This window comes from Thermobifida halotolerans (genome assembly GCF_003574835.2).
Lineage (GTDB): Bacteria > Actinomycetota > Actinomycetes > Streptosporangiales > Streptosporangiaceae > Thermobifida > Thermobifida halotolerans.
In genome coordinates, this window is record NZ_CP063196.1 from 2096384 (window position 1) to 2118795 (window position 22412).

Genomic DNA, 22412 nt, shown 5'->3' on the forward strand with positions numbered 1-22412 from the left:
CGGTGCCGACGCGGACGGCGTCGGTGGCGGCAGCGACGCCCAGTCCGGTGTTGAGCACCAGTGCGGCGACGATGGCCCGCCACGTCGCCGGATGCGTGACGATCTTGGTGACCTCGCCCGCCAGCACGTCCCGCCAGCGCACCGCCGCGGTGGCTGCTTCGGCCGTCACCGGGCGTCCCACCGGTGGAGCGCGACCGCCGCCGCGACGGTGAGCACCGCCCAGCCGACCAGTACCGCCGCACCGTGCGCCGGGCTCGCGGTGAGCACGTTGGTGGTGGGTTCCAGCAGGAGGTTGCGTGCTGCGCTCAGCGGCAGCAGGGCGTCGGCGGCCGGTACGGCGGCGAACAGTTGGGCCATCGTCAGCGCGATGAGCACGGTGACGGCGATGATTCCGGTCAGGTTGCGGCGGGCCAGCAGCGGGGCGGCGAACCCGGTCAGGGTCATCAGGACCGCGTACAGCAGGAACCGTCCCTGCCCCGTCAGCGCCTCGGTGCTCCACAGCAGGGCGGGGTTCCAGTCGCCTACGCCCAGGTACATGAAGAGGATCGGCAGTACCGCTCGGACGAGTTCGCCGGGTGCGGTGCTGCCCGCACCGCACCCGGCGAACTCGTCCGAGCGGTACTGGTCCTCCAACTCCGCGAAGCAGGATGAGAAAGGTTCAGTTCGCCCATTCCCAGACCATCGCGTCCACCTCAGCGATCTCGCGTTCGGTGACCGCGTTCCGGGTGGATCGGAATCCCGGCTCTGCTGCCTCTCGTCCGCCGTGCAGCGGAATCCACCGAAGGTTGGACAACGGTGTTTCGGATCAAGACGTGCGACGGTGGCCGATATCGGCCATATCGCCACGGGTCGGCATCTCAGCCGGATCAACAGGGGAGAGCGGGATGACTTGGTGGCGGGAGAAGTCCGACATCGGTCAGTGAAATGGAGGGCCACCCCGACCCGCCAACAGCAAGGAGAATCATGGCCGGTTCAGCGCGCTTCAGCCCGGACACACCGACCACCGTGATCCACGAAATCCTCATGGAGGTCTCCAACCAGGTCGCCGGTGAATACGCCGGACGCTACGGCGACGCCCAGGACCGCCCTGAAGACCAGCGGCAGGCCAACCGGCAGATGCAGCGGATCCGGGACCTCAAGCGAAACGTCGCCCCGGAGGATCGCGAGGGTATGACCGCGCAAGTACTGGAACTGGAGCGGGAGCTGCGCGTTCTGCGTGCGATTTGATGACGGACTACACGGAGTTCCACCTCGACGAGGACACCCTCACCACACGCTTCAACGACCTCATCCGGGACAAGGTCTTCGGTGCCGCCAAGCCCCCCACCGGCCGGTCGTCGTGCTCTTGGGAGGACAGCTGGCGACGGGCAAGTCCAGCTCTCTCAAGCGGATCACTCAGGACCATCCCGGTATCGTCCAGATCAGCCCTGATGAGTTCCGGCCCGTCCACCCGAAGTATCTCCGGAGCTGATGCGAGAACGCCCACACGAGATGCCGCCGGCCACGGAACAGGCGATGCAGGCGTGGTCGCTGACCTGGGACCAGGGCAACGAGACGGCCCGCCACCACGAGTTCACGCTGGCCACCGACATCCCGGTCTACTTCTGCGATCCGGCCAGCCCCTGGCAGCGCGGCTCGAACGAGAACATGAACGGGCTGCTCCGCCAGTACTTCCCCAAGGGCACCGGCCTTTCACAGCACTCCCTGGAGCACCTGGAGGCCGTGGCCGTCGAGCTGAACGGTCGTCCACGCAAAACGCTCGGCTGGGACATCCCAGCCGAGCGTCTCGCTAAGCTCCTCACGGCCGCCAACTGACTTCGCGTGTTGCGGCGACCGTTGGATTTCACCCTACTGCGTCGAGGGCCTCACACTCGTGCGGGGTCACATATTCACGAGCAGGCCCGCACACAGGGAAAGGCTGGTTCCAGGGTGTCCATCCCCATCACCGGAGAAGTGGTTCGCCCTACGAGCGGATTGTTGTCCTCGATCACCTCACGGAAGGAATGGGTCTTCTTCGCCACCCTGTGGCGGTCGCACCCGTGGCTCACCGCGACATGGTGGGCCCTGATCCTGCTCCAAGGCGTCCTGCCCGCCGTCTTCGTCGTGGCGGTCGGCGTGCTCGTCGGCGCCCTCGCCGACGGCGCCCCGATCCGCACACCGCTGATCCTGATCGGCGCGGTCTTCGTCCTCATGCAGCTCCTGACGCCTCTGCACTCCCAGGTCGGTTCCCTCCTGGGCGAGCACGCCTCCGACCGGCTGCACGATCGCCTGCTCGTGGCCGCCGGCGCCCCCGAGGGTGTCGCGCACCTGGAGAACCGCGAGCACATGGACGAACTGACCGCCGCCCGGGACTTCGACCTCGGGATGAGCGGCCCGCCCCTGCACCTGTCCATGGGCATCATCGCGGGCGGCCTGGTCGAGGCGGTCGCGGGCCTGGCCCAGGCGGCCGTCCTGGCCGCCTACGCGTGGTGGGCGCCCCTCCTGGTGGGAGGAGCCTGGCTCTCCACCCACTGGCTGCTGCGCGAAAGCACCCAGTGGGACCGCAACACCGGCGAGGTCCTCGACGCCCAACGCCGCGCCGAGTACTCCTACAGGCTGGCGGTGGACTCCCCCGCCGCCAAGGAGATCCGGCTCTTCGGCCTCGCGAACTGGCTGACCGACCGCTTCGCCTCGGACCGGCGCACCCTCGTCGAACTGCGCTGGCAGGCCACCCGGCTGCGGCAGAAGCCGATGCGCTGGATGGTCCTGGTCCTCGTGGTCTCCGGAGGACTGTTCTTCTGGTCCCTGGGACGCGACGCCGCCACGGGCGCCATCGACCTGGGCCAGGTGAGCACCTTCGCCTACGCGGCCGTCGGCGCGAGCGCCCTGGCCTTCGGCGGCCTGAACTGGGCCCTGTCCCTGGCCGCCGAAGGCGTGATGTCGGTGCTGCGCGTGGAGAGGACGATGTCCTCGACCGCCGCGGCCCGCGCCGTGGTCTCCGGCCGGACCCCGGCGGAGGGCATGCCCGCAGCCGAGATCCGGTTCCGCGACGTGACCTTCGTCTACCCGGGCATGTCCTCGCCGGTCCTCGACGGCCTCGACCTGACCATTCCGGCCGGCGGTTCGCTGGCCGTGGTCGGCGTCAACGGGGCGGGCAAGTCGACCCTGGTCAAGCTCCTGTGCCGTCTCTACGACCCGGTCTCGGGGACGATCGAGGTCGACGGCACGGACCTGAGGGACCTGGACCTGGAGTCCTGGCGTCGCCGCATCAGCGCGATCTTCCAGGACTTCATCCGCTACGAACTCCCGCTCAAGGACAACGTCGCGCCCCTGGGCGCCACCCCCGAGGAGGTCCTCGAAGCCCTGGCGACCGCGGGCGCCGCGGGTCTGCGCGATCTGCAGACCGTGCTCTCCCCGGGGTATGAGAACGGCACCGACCTGTCCGGAGGGCAGTGGCAGCGCATCGCCCTCGCCCGGGTCATGTGCGCTGTGCGCCAGGGCGCGGGCGTGGTCGTCCTGGACGAACCCACGGCCCAACTGGACGTGCGCGGTGAGGCCGAGGTCTTCGACCGGGTGCTGGAGGCCACAGAGGGCTGCACCACCATCCTCATCTCCCACCGCTTCTCCACGGTCCGCCGCGCCGACCGGATCTGCGTCGTGGACCAGGGCCGGGTCGTGGAACTCGGGAGCCACGACGAACTCATGGCCCTCAAGGGCACCTATGCACGGCTCTTCGAACTCCAGGCCGCGCGGTTCAACGAGGAACAGGACGGATCCGACGATGCCGCGTGAGGACCACCCCCTGCCCTCCTCCTGGCGGGCACTGGGCCGCATACTCCGACTGGGGTGGACGGCCTCCCCCGGACTCATCGCCGTCGCGTTCGCCACCACGGTCGGTGCCGCCCTACCCGACGTCCTGGTCGCCGCCGCACTGGCGTGGCTCGCCGAGGCGGTGCTCTTCGGCGGCCAGGTCGACATGATCACCGCCGCCGTACTCCTGGGAGCGCTGGCCGCCCTGAGCTGGCTGCTGCGCGTGGTGGGCGAGAGGGCCAACCGTCGCTTCGCCGACCGTGCCGCGGTGTTCATGGAAGCGCACGTGGTGCGGCTGCAGAGCGGCATCCCCTCCCTGGAGCACCACGAACGCCCCGCCTACGTCAACCGCGTCCAGCTGCTGCGGGACCACGCCGATACCCTCAGCGAGGTCTACCAGTACCTGTTCCAGGCGATCGGCGCCCTTTTGCGCCTGGGCCTGACCATGGCGCTGTTGATGACCATCCACCCCCTGCTCGGACTGCTGTGCCTGTTCGCCGTGCCCACCGCCCTGGTCTCCCACTGGCGGGGCGGGGTGGAGCACGCTCTGCAGGAGAGGGTCGGACACCACGAGCGCCTGGCACGGCACCTCTTCCTGCTCGGCACGAAGGCGTCCCCCGGGCGCGAGCTCCGCGTCACCCGGGCCCGGGAGCGCGTACGCCAGGGGCGTCACCAGGCTTGGGCCGCGCGCCACCGGATCATGTCCCGGGCCCGGTGGACCACCGCGGCGTGGCAGTCGGCGGCGCTGGCGGTCTTCAGCTGCGCGTTCGTCGCCTCCGTCGTGTGGGTGGCGACGGGCACCGGCTCGGCGGCCGACGTCGTCCTGCTGCTCACCGCCGGAAGCCGTCTGGCCCAGTACATCGGCCAGACGCTGCGCCAGGTCCACTTCCTGCGCACGATCTGGCTGGAGGGGGGCCGCCGCCTGCTGTGGCTGGAGGAACTGTCCGCAGCCTCCACCGGGCGGAGCGTCGCGGCCGCGCCGGAGCGGATGCGCTCCGGCATCACCGTGGAGAACGTCTCGTTCGGCTACCCGGGGACGGACCGGCGGATCCTGGACGGTGTCTCACTCCACCTTCCGGCGGGAGCGGTGGTGGCCGTCGTCGGAGAGAACGGGGCCGGCAAGTCCACCCTGGTCAAGCTCCTGGCCAAGATGTACGAACCCGACGCGGGACGGATCCTCGTCGACGGCCGCGACCTGGCCGACGTGCCGGCCGACGCCTGGCGTACCCGGCTCTCGGGCGCCTTCCAGGATTTCGCGCGCTTCGAGTACCCGCTGCGCCTGTCCATCGGCCTCGGTGATCTGCCCAGGGCCGATGACGGGGAGGCCGTCGGTCGGGCGGTCGAGCGGGCGGACGCGCGCGCCCTGGTCGAACGGCTCGACAGGGGGCTGGACACACAGCTCGGCAATACGTGGGCCGATGGGGCCGAGCTGTCCGAGGGACAGTGGCAGAAGGTCGCGCTCGCCCGCGGCTACATGCGCGACCATCCCCTGCTCCTGCTCCTGGACGAGCCCGCCTCCGCCCTGGACGCCGAGACCGAGTACCTGCTGTTCGAACGGTACGCGGAGCGAGCCCGGGCCCTGAAGCACCGGGACCACATCACGCTCCTGGTCTCGCACCGCTTCTCCACCGTGCGTATGGCCGACCTCATCGTCGTCATGGACGGGGCGCGGGTGATCGAGCAGGGCACCCACGCAGAACTCATGGAGTTCGGCGGACGCTACGCCGATCTGTACGGGATCCAGGCCCGCGCCTACCGAATCGAGAGGTGACCACCGTGAACCCCCGGTACCCCCTGTGGGAACTCCTGGGACGGCCGAGCAGCTTCGGAGTTCCCGAGTACACGGCCACGCACGCCCGGGGAGTCCGCGTCCGCTTCGCCGGCGACCGGTGGCGCCTGTGCGCGACCAGCGGCCTGTGGAGCTCCAACCTGGGCTACGGGAATCAGCGCGTCGCCGAGGCGGTAGGGACAGCCCTGATCGACCACTCCTCCCTGAGCCTGTTCCGGGGTGGCCACAGTCCCGCCGTCGAGGCGGCCCACGCGCTCCTTGGGGTCTGCGGCCAGGACCACTACGGCCGGGTCCTGTTCGCCACCTGTCGCCACAGGGTTCGGCCGGACCGGTCCCTACTTCGCCGGCCAGGAGTGGCCCGAGCCGCCCGACATCCTGCTGGCTTCCAAGGGACTGACCAACGGCACGTGCGCGGCGGCCGCGGTCGTGGCCTCGACGGAGGTCCTGTCGGTGTTCACCCGGGCCGATGCCTCCCTCGTCCACGCGGAGACGCAGGCCGGTTCCCCCTCCACCTGCGCGGCGATCACCGCGGTGACGGGTGAGATGGAGCGGCTCGACGCGCTCCAGAACGGGAAGCGGGGTCCGCAGGACTGGACAAGCTCCTCGAATCCATCAGCGACCACCCCCTTGTGAGTTCCACCGGCGGCGCAGGATGCTTCCGGGCGATACGGCTGCGCACGCCGGGCAAGATCGCAGCCGCGGCGGCCGTCGACAGGATCCACGCGGCCGGCGCCGTCGTGAGTCCCGGCCCCGGCTGCGTCCAGCTGGCTCCCGCTCTCGTCTACGAACCCGATGACCTGGAGGAGCTGGAGCACGCCCTGCGTACAGGGCTGGACGGAACCGCGGAAAGATCCTCCTGACGGAAGGCGTGGCCTCGCCTTGACAGGGAACGTGCACAGCCCGAGTTTTCCCGCAGCCCGGGAGAACCCCTACGATCCGCCGAGCTCCTGTCGAGGGCGGTACGGCCCCTACCGGGTGGCGCTTGCCCGCGGCGGCCACGCCTGGATGGTCACGGACTTCGAGACGGTTAGGACGGTCCTGGCGGACGTGCGTTTCAGCTCCGACTCGACCACCCCCGCCTATCCTGGCCTTCCCTCTCTCCTCCGAACGCCACGTGCCGGGCCACTTCCTGTCCATGGATCCACCCGAGCACACCGCAATGCGCAAACTGGTCACCTCCGACTTCAGCGCGGCCCGCGTCCGGCGCCTGCGTCCCAAGGCGGACGCGGTCGTGGCCAGCCTGATCGACGCCCTGATCGCAGGAGGGGCGTCGTCCGGCGACCTGGTGGCGACGGTGGCGGTTCCGCTTCCCGGTGCGGGTACAGCGGAAATGTTCGGTGTGCCGGACGAGTCAGAGGCCGGTCTTCATGGACTGCGCTCGCAAGCTCCAGGTCCAGGACGTGGCGACGGCACAGCGTGTCGCGGTCAGTGGGCGAACAAACCGTCTGCTCACGAAGATGATCGACGCGAAAGCGGGCCCTCCTGGCGGCGACATCCTCTCCCGGCTCGCCACGCTCCGAGCCGACGGCGAACTGATCACGGCACAAGCCGTCGGCATCGCCAGCCTCATTCTCGTGGCTGGCCTGGAGACGGACGGTGGCCGGGCTGTTCTCCCTGACGATGCTCTCTCTGCCCAGGGACGAGAACCAACGCTGCCGGATGAGTGAGTGCCCCCGGCGATGGGCCGCCCCGGCCGTTGACGAGTCGCTGCGCTACTGGACCGTCATCCAACACGGCGTGGCCCGGGTATCCACTCACGGCGTGGAGATCGGAGGGCAATTGATCCGCGAAGGTGATGCCGTCATCGTCCACCTGCCCACGATCAACCGCGACCCGTCCGTCTTCCCGAATTCTGACGATTTCGGCATGACGAGAAACACACGAGGGCACTTGGCTTTCGGCTACGGAGTACATCGCTGCCTTGGAAGTTCAGTAGCGCAGATACAAGCGGAACTGGCGATCGCCGCGCTCTTCGAGCGGCTCCCCAAGCTCCGCCTCACCACGCCAGAGGGCCTCTTCGGTTTCTTGGACCACGTGCTGGTCTACGGCCTGCGAGAGTTGAACGTCACATGGTCTTGACGCTCCTTCAAGAGAGGGGAGGCACGTAGGCCATTCCTCACAGCAGTCATGAGACCGTGTGTGAACAACACACAGGAAGCGGATCCGACCGGTGGCGGGAGAGATGTGATCGCGAGCACCGCGCAGATGTACGAGGAATTGGCAGACGAGTTCGACCAGGCAGTTCCTTTCTACATCTGGCGGCTCGCCGAGCGGATCAAGACCGCGGGGCTGTTTGGTCCGGCCGACAAGGGCCTGTGTCGGCCTGCCCTCCGGAGGTGGTGTCTGTCCGTTCAGGGGCCGGGGCAAGCCACGGTGGAAGAAGGACGTCAACTCCGCCCACGCCAGGCTCCGCAGCCCCGGCGAGCGGGCCGTCGCCCGGTTGGAGAACCGGCACGTCCTCCGCCGGGTGCGGTGCTGCCCGCACCGGGTCGGCGAACTCGTTCGAGTGGTGCTGGTCCTGCAACTCCGCGAAGCAGGACGGAAAAGGTTCACGGTGTCCCGGTACCGGTTCAGGGGGTATGCCCTTCCGGCCCCGTGGACCTCGCGACTTACAACCTGTTGAGGAACCGCGGAGAGCTCGTTGCGTTGAGAGACGCACGGCGGGTTCGAAGGACGAACCGTGGAAACCTGCCGTGGGCAATCGCAGCAAGGCGCCACGGTCCGACCCTACTGGTGCGGTGTCCTTCAACAGGGCGCTGCCTCCGTTGCACACATGTGGCCGGTTTCGGCCATTTCTGGTTGGCTTTCCGCGTTTTCCGGTGTGACCTGGGTTGACGTGTTTCCCGGATTCTTCGGATGATCTCCGCCGTTCTCCGGTTTTCTCTACAGTGGTGCCGCTTGGCGGACTAATAGAGGCGCGGAGGCTGTCGGGTGAGCGGCGACGGAGTGATCAACCCCGACAGGATCCTGATTCCGGACGCGGATCCCGATGCGATCGAGGCCGCGGGCAAGGCCCTCAAGGGCGACGCGGGCGACATCGCCCAGGCCGGCCACGACATCAAAACCTCCTGGTCCGGCCTGGAGGGCCACTACCTCGCCCCTGAGTCCGAGGAACTGCTGGCCGCGGTCGATCCGGTCGCCGACGACGGCGACACCATGGACGACAGGATCACCACGGTCGGCCAGGCCCTCATCGACTTCGCCGAGGAGATCCGCCCCCTGCTGGCCCGGTGGAAGAGCCTCAAAGCCGACGCCGAGACCATGGCCGACCAGATCACCGAGGCGGGCGAGGACTGGACCAAGGACGAGGACCGGGTCGAGGCCCACAACCAGCTCAACGACGACCTGGCCGCGGTGCAGACCGACTACCAGGCGGCCGAACGCGAGTGCGCCAACACCATCACCGCCCTGGTCGAGGGCGGCACCCGCTTCATCGCCGCGCACCTGGACGGCTCCACCGTCGCCGATGACGGCGAGATGGTCTACGGCCTGGCCGAGGCCCCCCAGGGCAGGGAAACCGCGTGGGCCACCCCCCAGGACCACGACGCGCCCTGGTGGGCCGATGTCGGCGCGGCGCTGTGGGACATCGGTGCGGGCACCGTCACCGACGTCGCGAGCATGGTGGGCCTCTACCACGACCAACGCGGCTGGGGCGTCAGTTCCCTGAGCGAGTGGGGCGCCAACTTCCGCGACTACCAGCTCGACTCCCTGGAAGGCGCCGCCTACCTGACCGGCCTCTACGACGGCACCACGTGGGGTGTGGACTCTCCCGGCCAGTGGTGGGGCAACTTCTCCGGCGCGTGGAAGGAGGTCGGCCACTCCATCGTGCCCTGGCGGGAATGGGACACCCGACCCGGCTACGTGATCACCACCGGGGTGGTCAACATCGGCAGCATGGTCGCCGGTACGGCACTGACCGCCACCGGGGTGGGCGCGGTGGTCGGTGCGCCGCTGCTGGCCTGGCGCGGCACCCGCGTCATGCGCACCATCAGCAACCTCGGCGACATCCTGCCCAACTCCCCACTGGACCGCTTCGACCCCGCCTCCCACCTCGGCAACCTCCTGGGCGGCCGCTCCCCCGGCGAGGTCACCACCGACCTGGGCGACACCACCGACGCCCTGAACACTCCCCCCACACGCATCGACGCCCTCAACGACGCCCTGACCAACGCCAACAACTTCGGCCACCCGCCGAGCGGAGACAGCGGCACCCCACCCGGCAATACCCCCGATACCGGTGATGTCTCACCCACACGCCCCGGCGGCGACGAACCGGCCGCCACCGCCGACTCCGAGGACCACCGACCGCCACAGCAGCCCGGCGACAGTGAACAGCCCGCCCAAGACACCCACGACGGCACCGACAGCGGCGAGGACGGTGGCACCGGAGGCAGCGCCTCGCTCGCCCGCACCCCCGACACCACTCCCTCGGACACCGGCCAGGCGGCCGAGCTTCCCACCACCGAGCAGATCCTTCGGTTGCATGAGGAGATCGAGCACTTCCTCAGGCAGAATGCGGAGGTTCCGGTCGGCGCGGGCGTGGGCGGCCACAGCCCGGGCGGCGGCCTGCCGGACTCCTTCGACCCCACCGCCCACCACGACACGCCCGGTTCCACCCCGGGCAGCAGGTCGGAAGGCCCCGCCGACCTGCCCGGCGCGGAAGGCGGGGACGGAGGCCCGGGCTCCGGAGAGTACAGCCGTAGCGGCACGCTGGACCTCGGCGGCGGAGGCTCCGGCCACGGCCCCGCCGACGGCTCCCCCACCTCTCCCGGCCCGGGAGACGGCGGTGGTCCGGGCTCCGGTTCCGGTGGCGGCGAACTGCCCCCGCCCGTCCGCATCGGCGCGGACCACCCACTGGCTCCCGAACCGGGCAAGCCGTTCGGCAGGGACGGCGGTCTGGCTCCCAACGCCCGGTACGAGGTTGTCGACTCCTCCGGCAGACCGCGCGGCACCTACATCACCGACGCCGACGGCAACATCGACCGCATCCGCATCGACCAGAACAGCCCCCTGGCTCCTGGGCGTGACGACCGATTCGGGGAGAACGAGGATCTGGACCCCGACGCGCGGTACGAGGTTGTCGACGCGGCTGGCAGGCCGCGCGGCACCTACACCACTGACGCCAACGGAGAAATCACTAAGCTTGAGACCCGGTCTGGAAAGCCTAGAAGTTGGAACCCTGAACTGCGCAATCCGCGCCCTGACATGACCTATGTGGTGGATGGCCGGTACACCTACCGCACTGACCATCTGGCTCGCACGGTTTCCATGGAGGGGGAACTCGAACTCAGAAAGGGGTTCCGTGGACCGGACCAAACTCCGATCGGCCATGAGGGAAGGGACGAGTACAGAGATCTCAACCAGGAGACCCTCAGGCAGTTCGAAGAAAAATACGGTCGCACCCCGCAGTCCGGTGAGGTCCCCTTGTATGAGAATGCAAGGTGGAACGGTGGGCACCTTGTCGGTACACAATTCAACGGCCCTGGCGAGCGTATCAATATGGTCCCCATGCTGGAGGCCATCAACCAAGCAAAAATTCCCAACGCCAACCATGTCAACAACTTCTATAGACTAGAGGAGCATTGGGCTGACCTGTTGAGGCGGCAGCCGCCACCCAAAATCCATGTGAAGATCAACTGTATTTACAGTTCTGATATGAAATCTCCTCGGACGATTCGAGTGGATTACTCGGTTGACGGGATTCCTGCAGATCCAGTCCGTCTCCCCATGAATGCCCCTCCGCTGAGGGCAGAATAGGTCAGAGGAAAAGTCATGACTGAGGATCGAATGCGACCAGAAGAACAGGAAGAGTACCTGAGAAGGATGGCGCTGTCCCTCCTGGGAGCTACCGTTGGGGAGTGGAGGGAGTTGAATTTTTACTATCGGGGGATCGTGGATATTTCAACTGCGCGATTCGAAGTTGTGAGAAAGGACGGATCGAGGGAGAGGATCTCTCCTCCAGAGGAGGCGTGCGAGGTGATGGACGACCTTCGGGTAAATATGTTGATTCCTGGGAAGGGGACTTGGTATTCATCTTCCTTTGTTTTGGAGTATCCTAATTACTACCACATTTCTTACGATTATGACAATGAGCCGGAATTTGCTTTCTCTCCGAGTAGTGCGAGCTACGCTCTCGACCTCCAGTATTTCCCGCGCGATGAGGAGCACATTCCTGACTGGCTGCGTCAGAAGCTCCGGGAGGCGGAGAGCGGCCAGGGGTAGTCTCCGCTGTCCCGATACCGTCTCGCTGGCAGGTGCTTTTCCATCGGGCTTCCACCGCACGGGCGAGGAACGGAAGGAAGGCGACTGGTGATCCACCCTTGTTGGAGCGAAGGGTGGGAGCGGGTCATCCACACCATGAAGATGGTCGCCGGCCACAGTCCGGACCAGGTTGCTGTTGAACTCTCGGACGGAACAGACCGGGTGACGGCAGCCCGCTACCGTCACGATCGGCGGGGGCGGTGGAAGCCATGAATAGAAGTATTGATCCCCTGGGGTCCGAAGAGCAAGAAGCGCTGCTCAAGGAAGTGGGCGCACTTCTTGTCGGTGCTGCGCCTGACGATTGGCAAGAGATCTCACTCACCTATGTCTCCACTGTCGACAGGTCAACGATGCGGACGGAAGCGAAGAGGGGCGGCGGAGCAGAGGAGAGGTTTCCCGCAAGCTCAAGCATTTTCAAAAAAATGAATGAGCTCCGATGGGGTATGTACATCCCGGGCAGAGGAACCTGGTTCTCTGCCTTCTACGCGGTTGAACGACCGAACCGCTTCAGAGTCGAATACGACTACGACGGCGAACCGGCGTTCAATCTTCCTCCTGTGAGTGCGAGCTACGCTCTCGACCTCCAGTATTTCCCGCGCGATGAGGAGCACATTCCTGACTGGCTGCGCCAGAAGCTCCGGGAGGCGGAGAGCGGCCAGGGGTAGTCTCCGCTGTCCCGATACCGCCTCGCTGGCAGGTGCTTTTCCACCGGGCTTCCACCGCACGGGCGCTTTCCGGAAGACGGCGAAGTACGGCAGTATGCAGACGTCAAGTGGAATGGCGGGCATCTGATCGGTTCCAGAGAGTTCTTTGGAACCGGCGAACGCCTGAACATGGTTCCGATGCGGTACGATATTAATCAGGATCGGACACTGAGAACAGCATTCCAGGACAGGCGAGGGGGAATTAGGGAAAGCATTGACTAGAGCTTTCGGAGTATTGAGAAGGTTTGGCAGAGTCTCCTTAAGTATAAGCTGAACAGTGAGTACCTCGGCAGGGAAAATTACGATGATGGCACATGGGAAGACGCCCTTAGACTCAACCTGAATGATCCGAAAATCGATGTAGAGATCAAACCGATATATGATACCAGCCTGCCATCCATCCCTGACCCCAATAAGCCTGGCAAGGTGGTCCATCCTCCGCCGTCAAGAATTCAGGTAGACTGGAGAATTAATGGCGTAGAAATGGGTGTCAAAATTTACCCCAACCTACCGCCTTTTGCTTGAGGAGGCGAAAGAGAGAGTGAGCTTTGTATTCTCCTTACCTTAGAAGAGGGGAACTTGATCCCATTGAGAAGCGGGAACTCCTCAATCAGATTGGCGTGATAATAGCCGAGAAAGCTCCTAACGGGTGGGAACGGCTTGTCTACGCGATAGGGACTGTTGTTGAGCACGGAACAGTCAATCTCATCGTGGAGTTTCCGGATGGAACAAGCCGGAGATCATCTCCGCCCGCAGAAGTTCTTCCCATGATCGACAAGCTCCGGGTGGGGATGTACCTGGAGGGCAAGGGGACCTGGTTCTCGATGGAGTACGTGATCACCCGCCCCGGGAACTACAACGTCCACTTCAACTACGACCAGGATCCCGAGATCACCTTCCCCACCCCCCAGGGGTACACCCAGGACCTGAAGTACTTTCCCCGCGACGAGGAGCACATTCCCGACTGGCTGCGCCAGAGGCTCCGCGACGAGGCTGAGGGACGGGTGGGAATGCCGTTCTCGGAGGACGACGGCTGACTGTGAGGATGTGACGTGCAGTGGCTCCTCCGACGGGCCCGGCTGACCGACGCCGACCGACTGCCCCGTACGGGTAGCCACCGAGAGCCAACCACCGGCAGTGACACCGGGGCCGAGGACCACGAGTCCCCGACCCCGGCCCCACAGAACGTTCTCCACCGCGCGGCGAGCCTCACTCCGCTGCGCCGTCTGAACCAGCCACCAACGCAATACCCTCTGATACTGCGATCGGGCCACGGTTCATCTCCGTCGGGGCTGGGTGCGGTCGTTGCCGGAGCGGCCTGGGTGTCGGGCACTGCTCTCAGCAGTGCGCCCGGGGCCCATAACAGCTCCCCGTCCGTGCAGGTGGTGGCCGCTCCGGACAGGGAGTTGCTGTGGGTCTCAGGGGCACTGCCAGGGGCGGTGCACGACACCCGGGCCGCCCGCATCTGGCGACTCGCCGAGCGGATCCAGACCGCGAGACTGTTTGGCCTGGCCGACAAGGGCCTGTGTCGGTCTGGCCCCAGGAGCGGTGTCGTGTCCGTTCAAGGGCCGGGGCAAACCTTGGTGGAAGAAGGACGCCAACTCCGCCCACGCCACACTCCGCGCTCCTGGCGAGCGGGCCATCGCCCAGTCGAAGAACTGGCACGTCATCCGCCGGGTGCGGTGCTGCCCGCACCGCACCCGGTGACCTCGTCCGAGCGGTACTGGTCCTCCAACTCCGCAAAGCAGGATGAAAAAGGTTCACCGCACCCCCCGGGTCCTTCTTCATCAGCGTGTTGACCGCCGAGATGATCTCGCCACCCAACTTCTTGACCCTGGAAACCAGGCTGGCGAACTTGCCCCACCGCAACGCGTACTTGACCGCCAGCTTGGCCAGCACCCCGCCCGGCGCGAACAACGCCATCGCCACGTGCAACGCCGTCTCACCACACGCCCCGATATCGCCCGTGGTCAGACACTCGATGCCCGCACTGATGCCCAACTCGTCCGCGATGATCTCGACCAGTCCGATCGCGGCCGCCGCCAACTGCTGGCTGGCCCCATCGGGTCGGCGAACTCGTCCGAGCGGTACTGGTCCTTCAACACCGCGAAGCAGGATGAAAAGGGCTCAGTCTCTCAAACAACTAAAGCCCCGCTCCGCTACCTGCCCCAAGGTTTTCAGATCTCTCCTCAAAAAAGGAGCAGGGACAAGGCGAGGAAGACTGTTGACAGCACAGCAAGGAAAACAAGGTTGACATGTGGGAGAGTCCTGACACTCTCCTCATATTCCTCATCCAGACACCTCCCCTTTTTCTCCCGAAGGTACCCGTTCAACGTCTCCGCACAGCGCCGGTTGGTCGGGAAACCGGCGAGCGCCCCGGCCAGCGAAGGAATAAAATTGATGCAGCCGTACCGTTCTCCCGACGCCAGAACTACCTCCAGGTACTCCCCCGCACGCGCCTCCTCCACCAACCGGATCGGAATCTCCTTCTTGGTGAAGAAATTCTTAATGAAAATTTTCCCTTCACGGATTTCGATACGAGAGAAGAAGGTTGGTTTGAGAACCAGCCAGGAGAGAACCGCAAAGATGAGTGGCAAAGCCAACCGCTCCCTGAGGCCAAGAAATCCCCCATGGTATATCACCCCCAAAAAAGCGAATAGAAAGAAAGGAAAGACCAGGCTCGCTACAGCCGCCCCAAATGCAGCCGTCCATCGATTGCGAAGAATAATTCTTTCAACCAAGGGGGCACCTCAATCAAATTTTAGATCCTCATCCATCAGCCAAAATGAAACAGGAACCCTATTCGGCCCAAAATGGTTCTCACCACAAGACCGCGTCCACTGAAATAGAGGCTTCACGCTGGTTCCCTATTCTGCCATGTTCGGCGTTTTCCGCCTCGTGGTCACATACCTGGCCCGCCTGCTGGCCGCCCAAGCTCCCCGGTCGCGCCAGGTACTGGACGAACTCCGCGACCAGGAAAAGTTCCTGGTCGTATTGGACGGCAGGGTCTTCGCCACCACCCACTGCGCGGAATCGAACGACCGCGGCACAGACGGGGGGTACCTCCCGCGTGTGAGGGGCGGGTACTCGGCACACCAACACCGCCACGGCGCGGGCGCGCGGTTCCCTACCGATGCCGCCGGCCATCCGCTGTGAGTGTCCGAGGCCAAACCGGGGGCCATGGCTCAACCTCACCCGCGCGTCGGCACACTCTGCCGCTGCTGCGGTATGCGGCCGCACACGAAGGCCTGGTCGTGTTGACCGACGCCTGGCTACGGCGGTGCCGAAGCCAGGCGTCCACACACCGATCCGGGCTTCCCGGGAGGTCTCCCATGCGCGTATGCACGCCGACGACCGGGCCGACAACCGACTGCTCCGAGCCTTGCGCGCGGTGAGCGAACACGTCATGGCCTTGTTGGCCGGGCGCCACACCGCCCCGCGCTGCCCCAACCTCAGCTCATCCTCTTTAGACCCGGTAAAGGAATTCAGCGACGTCCAAAAGATGCGAATCTGATACCTGTAGAGGATTAGGACCGACCACCAATAGAGTTCCGCTTGAGAACTCTTCCACAGACAGTTCGGGCTTCCTCTAGGGCGTATGCACGATTACTCCCATGTGGCCACGAGATCGGCAGCGACAACGAGAATCGAACCACACGTGAAGGAAATCTCATGCGACGTTCCCGACGGATGCGGAAGCACCTCATCCAACTGAAGGGCGCCTAGGCGGGGCAGCGTACCGTCCGATTCTTCAGCGTCCGTACGGAAGGATTGGACATCCGAGTAGCGAATACATAAACCACTCTCATGCTTCCACTCGTTCGGAGTCAAAATGAACTCAAGAGTTATCTGCCCTTGGTCATCAACAAGAGTCGCCTTGCCCAATTCTAGATCCTTAACGCACCGATAACCTCGGAAGTTGTAGTGATCGGGATCCGCGGCAAACGCCGCCGCACCAGGGGGAAGATCTCCGGAAAGTTGCGGGAGAACCTGCAAGTAATTTTGCGGGTCCAGGTGGTACCCGTACTGATCCTGCAACGGCTCCACATGCACGTACTTCATTAACATCCACCACCAGTGACACGCGGGCGCTTCCAATTGTCGCCCTTGATGTTCTCCATTACCTTGGGGCCGATGCGACCATCTCGTCTCAATTCGCCCACTGCCAGCCCTTTCAGGTTGTTGTAAACGTTCCGAGGAACATCGACGTCAGCACTCTTTCCGTGCTTTGATAACCATCCGTCACTATCAAAGATCCCAACTTCCTTACCCTTGCGGTAGACGTGAACTTCAAAATCTGTCGTACCGCCGATATCGAACCTGTCGACGCGTCCGGTGTAGTTGCTCCCGAAATTCAGAGGGTCTTTCGGACCACGTACATGCAGAATTCCTGTGTTATGTACGAATACCGGCGTTTCGCCCACCAGCACATAGTACGTGTGCTGGTCTTGGATGGTGAGGTTGTGGACGGTGGCGGCCTGGGTCCAGGCCTGGATGGCGGTGATTTGGATCCAGGTGCCGGCCGAGGTCTGCAGCCACATTCCGGGGACCAGGTCGATGGCAGCAACCCACTGGCCGAGTTCGGGTGCCCAGAAGGGGTGTTCGTCGGTGGCGATGACGGTGTCGCCAGCCGCGGTCGGTCCGGGTGTTCCTTCTCTGTCGCCGTCCTCGTCTGCGGGTTTCTCGGTAGTGGCATCAACGGTGATCTCGACCAGGGGCTTGGCCCCCGTGCCGACAATGGTGGCCAGCATCTGGTCACCGATCTTGACGTCCTCGAGTAGTGACAGACCATCTGCCAGAGCGGAAAGTCATACGAAAGCAGTCGCCAGGCTTATCCCACGCATACCCAGTATCTCGCGGCGCTCGTGCAGTACCGCGCGCCCTCCGGTCTTGACCTGGGGAATCAACGAAGCGATCACCCCCTCCAGGTCCAACAGATCGGTGGGGAAGACACGTCGCCAGGGCATCACGGTCTCCTCAAACCACCAAACATCCCTACCCAACCGCCCATCCCAGGGCATTCCAGATACCTTCTCAGACCATGCTCAATAGCCAGGTGACCACCGAGACGGCCAACTCCGACGGCAACACCGCCACCCTACGCCGCCCCCATCTGCTGGCGTTGCCATCAACCACTGCCGTCACCCCACACAGAAGCCCCGTCAGGACGCACCTGACGGGGCTTCAAATCTGCTCCTGCCTACTTTGCTTCGATCATCTCCCGGGCAACCTCCATCAGCACAGCCATCAACGCTGCTGGGACGTCACCAAATTGCGGGTCGATACTGAGCACGGCAGAAGACCAGCCACCCCCTTCAGGAACAACAACTGCAGCGAAAGAAGACGACTTCCGATCACCGCTGAAGCGAAACTCGATCACTCGCTCCGCCGCAGTCACGTCCTCAAAGTCCACCACCTCAATCTCGTACTCACCGAGCCTCAGAGTGCGCATCTCAACTCCTCAAACTCAGTCCAGGAATCCGGAGAATCTGCTGTCGGGTCCGAATCTAGCTCCGGACCCGTTGGGAGGGCGGCCGAAGCGGTGACGCCCTCGGTGCTTCGAGGTCACGTTTCGCCAGGGGACGGCTCTTGCTCCGGGCGTGGCAAACAAATCCTCCGAAGAGTACGCTGCTCCCCCACCGAACGGCGTCGCCGCGCTGCTGGGATCTTCCCGACTGAGGCAGCGCCGCTACGGCACCATCCCACTGCGTGGGCCGGGGAGCGTGGCCACCGGGGTGCACGGGCGCGGGCCCGGGGAGTCGACGGCCCCGACCGAACTGGCGGACCTGATCAGCTCGATCGCCTCAGTCGGGGTGCTCCAGCCGGTTCTGGCCGAGGAGACCACGTCCCCGGACGATGCGCCCGCGTTGCGGTTGGTGGCGGGTGAGCGGCGGTTGCGGGCGTGCCGGTGGAGTGCGGTCAACCTGCCCGATAACTCGCACGTCTCCTCCTTCCGGAACTGCCCTGCAGTGGGCCGTCCCTGCTTGGGGCATCTATTCGACAGATCAGTCAACTGCTGTGCGAAGCAACTCTTGGATCAAAGAGATTTCAGCCAGGAATTTGCCCAAGGTACCCATCGGATATAAAGCTCTCCTTGAATTCGATACCACCGGACTCCTCGAAATAAAGGAGGACCTTCCTCAACTCTCCGCACCCAGCCTTCGGAGGAGCACCAAAGGCAAGATAGGACTCGAATACGTCTATTTTCTCACAGGAGCAGCCGAACTGCGAGAGAACTGCTTCCAGGGAACCCTCCACACCTTCGTCCCTTAAGATGACGTGGACAGTGGACCACCCCGACCGCTGGACGGACCTCTTCGAGGACAAATTCTCTCCAATCATCGTCGGGAAAAACGCGAACCAGGCCCATGAACGCGACACCGGAGACAAAGAACGGAACATTCAGGACTTTGGAAACAACCCTGACTTCCGTCTTCTCAAGCCACATCCTCTCCACTGAAAAAAAGGGGGCAAGTTCTCATGCTCACCGGGGAAGCCAAAGACGGCAAGCATTTTCTTTCCATTCCCCAAGGCCACTCCTCCGACAAGCTTCGAGAACACCTCACCAAAGACTCTCGAAGCGATTCGTCCATTGCTCTAGAGTTTTGCCAGACTAATCTATGGCACCTACGGCATGCACCATCACCATTGCCAGGAATCTCTTCACCCACTTGCTGAGGTTGAATTCATGGGGTTACTGTTCTTGACAGGCCGACCCAGTAGGCCATGCCGGAGGTATGGGGTGCCCTACCGGCGGCGGGCTGGCCGCCGCAGAATGCCAACGACGCGAGGCCATACGCCTGGCCGCTGCCGAGGACTTCGAGGCCGGAACCACCAACACCCACGTCGCCCGTACCTACCGCGTCACCCGCATGTCGGCCTGGCGATGGCATCACGCGCTGGAGACCGGCGGCCGTGATGCCCTGCGCTCCAAGGGTCCGGCCTCGCCCTGCCGCCTCACCGATGAGGAGCTGGCCCTGCCGGAACAGCTGCTCGACTTCGGCCCGGCCGCGCACGGATACCACGACCAGCGCTGGCCCCTGGCACGGATCCGGGCGGTGGTGGCCGAGCACTTCAACGTGGCCTACTCCATCAAGGGCATGGCCCTGGTCCCACACCGGATGGGGTGGAGCGTGCAGGTCCCGGCGCGCCGCGCCGCCGAACGTGACGACGCGGCCGTCCAGCACTGGCAGCAGGGTGTGGCCGCGGGTAGAAGCACCGCGGGCGACCTGGACGCCTGGATCTGCTTCGAGGACGAGGCGGGTCAGGGCGGCAGGCCGCCCACCACACGGCACCTGGGGCAGGCGCGGGCGCACCCCGGTGATCACCGTCACCGGCGCGGGCCGGGGCCGGGTCAGCGTGGCCGCGCTGTGCTGCTACAAGCCCGGAAACAGGCCCCGACTGCTGTACCGGCTGTACCTGTAGCACCGGCGGGCCCAGGAGCGGGCGTCGTTCGGCGAGGTCGACTACATCGTGCTGGTGGACGCCGCCCACCGTCTGCTGGGGGCGTTCCTCGTGCGGGTGTGGGACAACCTCAACCGGCACACCAGCGCGAACATGCGGCGCCGCGTCGCGGAACGGGGTTGGTTGGGTGTCGAGCGGCTGCCCGGTTACGCTCCCGACCTGAACCCGGTCGAGGGGGTGTGGTCGGCGATGCGCAGCGGCCCGGCCACCTTGGTCCCCGGTGGCATCGACGAGCTCGCCGCGCTGGTCCGCGCCCGGCTCAGACCCATGCAGTACTGCCCTGAGCTGCTCGAGGGGTGTCTCGCCGGAACTGGACTGTCCCTGGAGCCGTAACCCCACGAATCCAACCTCAGTGAGATTGTGGTCGAGGAGGCGGTGATGACCCGACGACGTGCCTGTTCCACTGATCTGTCGGACGCAGAGTGGAAGGGGAATCGTTGCACCGACCTCTTACGGCCAGGCCCGGGGGAGGCCGGCACAGCATGACCGTCACGGGATCATCAACGCGCTGGCCTACTTTGAGGTTTGATTATTGGGTTCGGAGTTGGAGCCCGGTGTGAGTGAGGAAAGCAGCTACCAGGTCCGGGCGGCGCTGGATATGCCGAAGCCCGCTTCGCACCGCGGCGGTCAACTCGCCGAGGGACAACGCCGCCAGGTTGGCCGAAGCGGTGGCGCGCAGGTACGCCCACGCTCCCTCAGTCGGGTTCAACTCGGGCGCGTAGGCGCACCAGGTACTCCACCTCCAACCAGGCCCGGGCGGCGATGGCGGCGCATCCGGTGGCTGCGGTGGGCGGAGAGGTTGTCCCAGACCAGCAGGATCGGGGCCGCCAGTTCCTGGTGGGCCGCATCCAGCAGGGTGATCAGGTCGCGGTCGTGGTACCAGCCCGGCCGACTCCGATACAACATCCGGGGCTGTTGTCCGGGCCGGTAGCAGCACAGCGCGGCCACCGACAGCTTGGTCTGGGATCCTTTGACCACATGCAGGGCGGGGGTCTGCCCGGCCGGGGCCCAGGTGCACTGCACCGCGCCGGTCAGCGAGGTTCCCGACTCGTCGGCGAAGCAGATCCACGCCCCGCTTTCGGCCCCCTTTTTTCGATGTCGGGCCAGGTGCGCTCGACCCACTCGGCGATGGCGTCCTCATCGCGTTCCAGAGCGCGGCGGGCGGGCCGCTGGTTGGTCCAGCCCATCCGGTGCAGCAGCCGCCACACCCCCGACGCATCGGTGTAGGTCACCTCGAAGGTGTCGTTGATCACCCGCCGGATCCGGGCCAGGGTCCAGCCATCAGTGGCGAATCCGTAGTCCGTGGCGCCCCGGCGCGGGATCTGGCGCAGCGCGTGCTGCTGGTCCTGGGTCAAAAAGCCGGCCGGGCCGGTGGGGCCCTTGCTGACCAGCGCGGCCGTGCCACCCATTTCCCAGGTGCGGTGCCAGTGGTTGACCGCGGGTACTCACGCCGGGCATCCGGGCGATCTGGCTGTCGCGAAGTTGGTCCTGCTCGAACAGGGCGGCGGCGGTCATCCGGCGGTGCTGCTGGTCGGTGGCGTCCATGACGGCCTCCCGAAACCACCGGTCACGAGAGTCCTACCCACCCTGAAGAGGACAATCAAACCTCAGTGAGAGACTCCTGTCATGGAGATGCCGCCGGTGTTGGTGATGTCGACGAGCAGCATCTCGGTGATGGCGGTACCGAACTCGACATCGGTCGACTCCAGGATGATCCACTGGGCGAAGCCGTCCGCGGCGGCCACCGCTGCGCCGATCCCGGCGACCCCAGCCCCGGCCACGACCACCAACGTCATCAGCGACTTGAGCAGTTCCCTGCCGGGATCGGCGCGCTGCTCCCACACCATGCGCACCGCCCCGACGATGACCGACATCACCGCAGCCGCGCCCATGTACCACCACAGGTAGCTCTGGAGGAAGGTCACGGGGCGGGAGGCGTCTTCAGGCCCTGTCGAGGGCAGCACGCCCGTGACGATGCCTGAGGCCGCTGAGATCAGCACCGTGGCGAACAGGACGATGCCGATCTTGCTGATGTGCCCGGCGCCTTCGCCGCGGCGCTGGTTGAGCGTCATCGTCGCGCCCAGGAAGATCAGGGCCAGGACGCAGACGCCCAAGCTGATCCAGGCGGCATACCCCAGGAGTGTTTCCACGTTGGAGGCGGAGGCGGGGTGGTGGCCGAAGTCCACGGGTTGGCCGTTTGCGATCCCCCCTTCGATACCGTCATCGCTGGTCAGGTCGATGGTGCCGACAAAGACCCATTGCGAGGCCATCACCCCGACGACCGTGCCCACGCCTTCCAGGACAGCGGCGGCGAGGTTCTCGACGGCGTCGCCGACGATGGTGCTGCCGAACTCTCCCATCCGGCAGTCAACCTGCCACCATTGGCAGGAGCTTGCGTCCTCCGC

At 65.2% G+C, this 22412-nt stretch carries 23 protein-coding genes and 2 pseudogenes; 16 read left to right on the plus strand and 9 right to left on the minus strand.

Annotated elements, in window-relative coordinates; all coding sequences use genetic code 11:
* Positions 1-165 precede the first annotated feature (165 nt).
* Positions 166-633 carry a hypothetical protein gene (locus tag NI17_RS09345; protein WP_068694232.1) on the minus strand — a complete coding sequence of 156 codons (468 nt, stop codon included), beginning with the start codon at positions 631-633 and terminating at the stop codon, positions 166-168.
* Between the two features lie 330 nt (positions 634-963).
* On the opposite strand from NI17_RS09345, the gene NI17_RS09350 reads away from it, so the two are divergent.
* The 12 genes and pseudogenes from NI17_RS09350 (at position 964) to NI17_RS09400 (ending at position 13580) form a co-directional block, all read left to right on the plus strand.
* Entirely contained in the window at positions 964-1227 is a 264-nt protein-coding gene (locus NI17_RS09350; protein ID WP_068694230.1) for a hypothetical protein, read from the plus strand.
* 112 nt (positions 1228-1339) lie between these two features.
* Entirely contained in the window at positions 1340-1471 is a 132-nt protein-coding gene (locus NI17_RS24665; protein WP_424565560.1) for a zeta toxin family protein, read from the plus strand.
* Positions 1472-1527: 56 nt separating this feature from the next.
* Positions 1528-1815 (plus strand): annotated as a pseudogene (locus NI17_RS09355) (IS30 family transposase); the annotation flags it as partial.
* 162 nt (positions 1816-1977) lie between these two features.
* Positions 1978-3771, plus strand: coding sequence for an ABC transporter ATP-binding protein (locus NI17_RS09360; RefSeq protein WP_243597670.1), 1794 nt, complete (start codon positions 1978-1980; stop codon positions 3769-3771).
* Complete coding sequence (locus tag NI17_RS09365) at positions 3761-5560, plus strand: ABC transporter ATP-binding protein (RefSeq protein ID WP_068694224.1); 1800 nt, start codon at positions 3761-3763, stop codon at positions 5558-5560. The genes NI17_RS09360 and NI17_RS09365 overlap by 11 nt, the downstream gene beginning before the upstream one ends.
* Before the next feature lie 276 nt (positions 5561-5836).
* Entirely contained in the window at positions 5837-6211 is a 375-nt protein-coding gene (locus NI17_RS09370; protein ID WP_170163085.1) for an aminotransferase class III-fold pyridoxal phosphate-dependent enzyme, read from the plus strand.
* Entirely contained in the window at positions 6208-6438 is a 231-nt protein-coding gene (locus NI17_RS09375) for a hypothetical protein (protein WP_068694220.1), read from the plus strand. Before NI17_RS09370 ends, NI17_RS09375 begins: the two co-directional genes overlap by 4 nt.
* 736 nt (positions 6439-7174) lie before the next feature.
* Positions 7175-7657, plus strand: coding sequence for a cytochrome P450 (locus NI17_RS09380; protein WP_084012904.1), 483 nt, complete (start codon positions 7175-7177; stop codon positions 7655-7657).
* Between the two features lie 852 nt (positions 7658-8509).
* Positions 8510-11335: a DNA/RNA non-specific endonuclease gene (locus NI17_RS09385; RefSeq protein WP_068694215.1), complete on the plus strand. Its 2826-nt coding sequence runs from the start codon at positions 8510-8512 to the stop codon at positions 11333-11335.
* A gap of 15 nt (positions 11336-11350) precedes the next feature.
* Positions 11351-11800, plus strand: coding sequence for a hypothetical protein (locus NI17_RS09390; RefSeq protein ID WP_119268097.1), 450 nt, complete (start codon positions 11351-11353; stop codon positions 11798-11800).
* Between the two features lie 248 nt (positions 11801-12048).
* Complete coding sequence (locus tag NI17_RS09395; RefSeq protein WP_147416982.1) at positions 12049-12504, plus strand: hypothetical protein; 456 nt, start codon at positions 12049-12051, stop codon at positions 12502-12504.
* An 806-nt stretch (positions 12505-13310) separates the two neighbouring features.
* Entirely contained in the window at positions 13311-13580 is a 270-nt protein-coding gene (locus NI17_RS09400) for a hypothetical protein (RefSeq protein WP_234402175.1), read from the plus strand.
* A 1152-nt stretch (positions 13581-14732) separates the two neighbouring features.
* Here the strand turns inward: NI17_RS09400 and NI17_RS09405 are convergent.
* From NI17_RS09405 to NI17_RS09420, 4 genes are all read right to left on the minus strand, one after another.
* The gene (locus NI17_RS09405) at positions 14733-15284 is read right to left on the minus strand and encodes a hypothetical protein (protein ID WP_147416983.1); all 552 of its coding nucleotides are present in this window, start codon (positions 15282-15284) and stop codon (positions 14733-14735) included.
* A gap of 865 nt (positions 15285-16149) precedes the next feature.
* Positions 16150-16605, minus strand: a complete 456-nt coding sequence (locus NI17_RS09410; RefSeq protein ID WP_084012902.1) for a hypothetical protein — start codon at positions 16603-16605, stop codon at positions 16150-16152.
* A complete protein-coding gene (locus tag NI17_RS09415) occupies positions 16605-17342 on the minus strand; it encodes a polymorphic toxin-type HINT domain-containing protein (protein ID WP_341721524.1) in 738 nt (245 codons plus the stop codon). The genes NI17_RS09410 and NI17_RS09415 overlap by 1 nt, the downstream gene beginning before the upstream one ends.
* 401 nt (positions 17343-17743) lie before the next feature.
* Entirely contained in the window at positions 17744-17995 is a 252-nt protein-coding gene (locus tag NI17_RS09420) for an immunoglobulin domain-containing protein (protein ID WP_068694202.1), read from the minus strand.
* A gap of 283 nt (positions 17996-18278) precedes the next feature.
* Here NI17_RS09420 and NI17_RS09425 point away from each other — a divergent pair, with 283 nt between their 5' ends.
* The gene (locus NI17_RS09425) at positions 18279-18629 is read left to right on the plus strand and encodes a ParB/RepB/Spo0J family partition protein (protein ID WP_267887225.1); all 351 of its coding nucleotides are present in this window, start codon (positions 18279-18281) and stop codon (positions 18627-18629) included.
* Here NI17_RS09425 and NI17_RS09430 read toward each other — a convergent pair.
* Positions 18592-18885 (minus strand): DUF4265 domain-containing protein, encoded by a 294-nt coding sequence (locus NI17_RS09430; protein WP_234402177.1) that lies wholly within the window; start codon positions 18883-18885, stop codon positions 18592-18594. The genes NI17_RS09425 and NI17_RS09430 overlap by 38 nt on opposite strands.
* Between NI17_RS09430 and NI17_RS09435 the strand changes: the two genes are divergently transcribed.
* The 3 genes and pseudogenes from NI17_RS09435 (at position 18830) to NI17_RS09440 (ending at position 20340) form a co-directional block, all read left to right on the plus strand.
* Positions 18830-19003 carry a hypothetical protein gene (locus tag NI17_RS09435; protein ID WP_199860218.1) on the plus strand — a complete coding sequence of 58 codons (174 nt, stop codon included), beginning with the start codon at positions 18830-18832 and terminating at the stop codon, positions 19001-19003. The two genes, NI17_RS09430 and NI17_RS09435, sit on opposite strands and share 56 nt — an antisense overlap.
* Positions 19004-19280: 277 nt before the next feature.
* A pseudogene (locus tag NI17_RS24670) lies at positions 19281-19679 on the plus strand (helix-turn-helix domain-containing protein); the annotation flags it as partial.
* A gap of 337 nt (positions 19680-20016) precedes the next feature.
* Positions 20017-20340, plus strand: coding sequence for a transposase (locus NI17_RS09440; RefSeq protein ID WP_199860215.1), 324 nt, complete (start codon positions 20017-20019; stop codon positions 20338-20340).
* 372 nt (positions 20341-20712) lie between these two features.
* On the opposite strand, the gene NI17_RS09445 is transcribed toward NI17_RS09440, so the two are convergent.
* The 3 genes from NI17_RS09445 to NI17_RS09455 all read right to left on the minus strand — a co-directional run bounded on the left by NI17_RS09445 (position 20713) and on the right by NI17_RS09455 (position 22367).
* Positions 20713-21030 (minus strand): hypothetical protein, encoded by a 318-nt coding sequence (locus NI17_RS09445; protein WP_234402174.1) that lies wholly within the window; start codon positions 21028-21030, stop codon positions 20713-20715.
* An 8-nt stretch (positions 21031-21038) separates the two neighbouring features.
* The gene (locus NI17_RS09450) at positions 21039-21416 is read right to left on the minus strand and encodes a helix-turn-helix domain-containing protein (RefSeq protein WP_084012899.1); all 378 of its coding nucleotides are present in this window, start codon (positions 21414-21416) and stop codon (positions 21039-21041) included.
* Positions 21417-21614: 198 nt separating this feature from the next.
* Positions 21615-22367, minus strand: a complete 753-nt coding sequence (locus tag NI17_RS09455) for a hypothetical protein (protein WP_147416984.1) — start codon at positions 22365-22367, stop codon at positions 21615-21617.
* Positions 22368-22412 lie beyond the last annotated feature (45 nt).

Coding starts and splice junctions, on each gene's coding strand:
- NI17_RS09350 (WP_068694230.1), top strand. CDS start 964: ATGGCCGGTTCAGCGCGCTTCAGCCCGGACACACCGACCACCGTGATC.
- NI17_RS09365 (WP_068694224.1), top strand. CDS start 3,761: ATGCCGCGTGAGGACCACCCCCTGCCCTCCTCCTGGCGGGCACTGGGC.
- NI17_RS09390 (WP_119268097.1), top strand. CDS start 11,351: ATGACTGAGGATCGAATGCGACCAGAAGAACAGGAAGAGTACCTGAGA.
- NI17_RS09395 (WP_147416982.1), top strand. CDS start 12,049: ATGAATAGAAGTATTGATCCCCTGGGGTCCGAAGAGCAAGAAGCGCTG.
- NI17_RS09400 (WP_234402175.1), top strand. CDS start 13,311: ATGATCGACAAGCTCCGGGTGGGGATGTACCTGGAGGGCAAGGGGACC.
- NI17_RS09410 (WP_084012902.1), bottom strand. CDS start 16,605: ATGAAGTACGTGCATGTGGAGCCGTTGCAGGATCAGTACGGGTACCAC.
- NI17_RS09420 (WP_068694202.1), bottom strand. CDS start 17,995: ATGCGCACTCTGAGGCTCGGTGAGTACGAGATTGAGGTGGTGGACTTT.
- NI17_RS09430 (WP_234402177.1), bottom strand. CDS start 18,885: ATGATTGGAGAGAATTTGTCCTCGAAGAGGTCCGTCCAGCGGTCGGGG.
- NI17_RS09450 (WP_084012899.1), bottom strand. CDS start 21,416: ATGGGTGGCACGGCCGCGCTGGTCAGCAAGGGCCCCACCGGCCCGGCC.
- NI17_RS09455 (WP_147416984.1), bottom strand. CDS start 22,367: ATGGGAGAGTTCGGCAGCACCATCGTCGGCGACGCCGTCGAGAACCTC.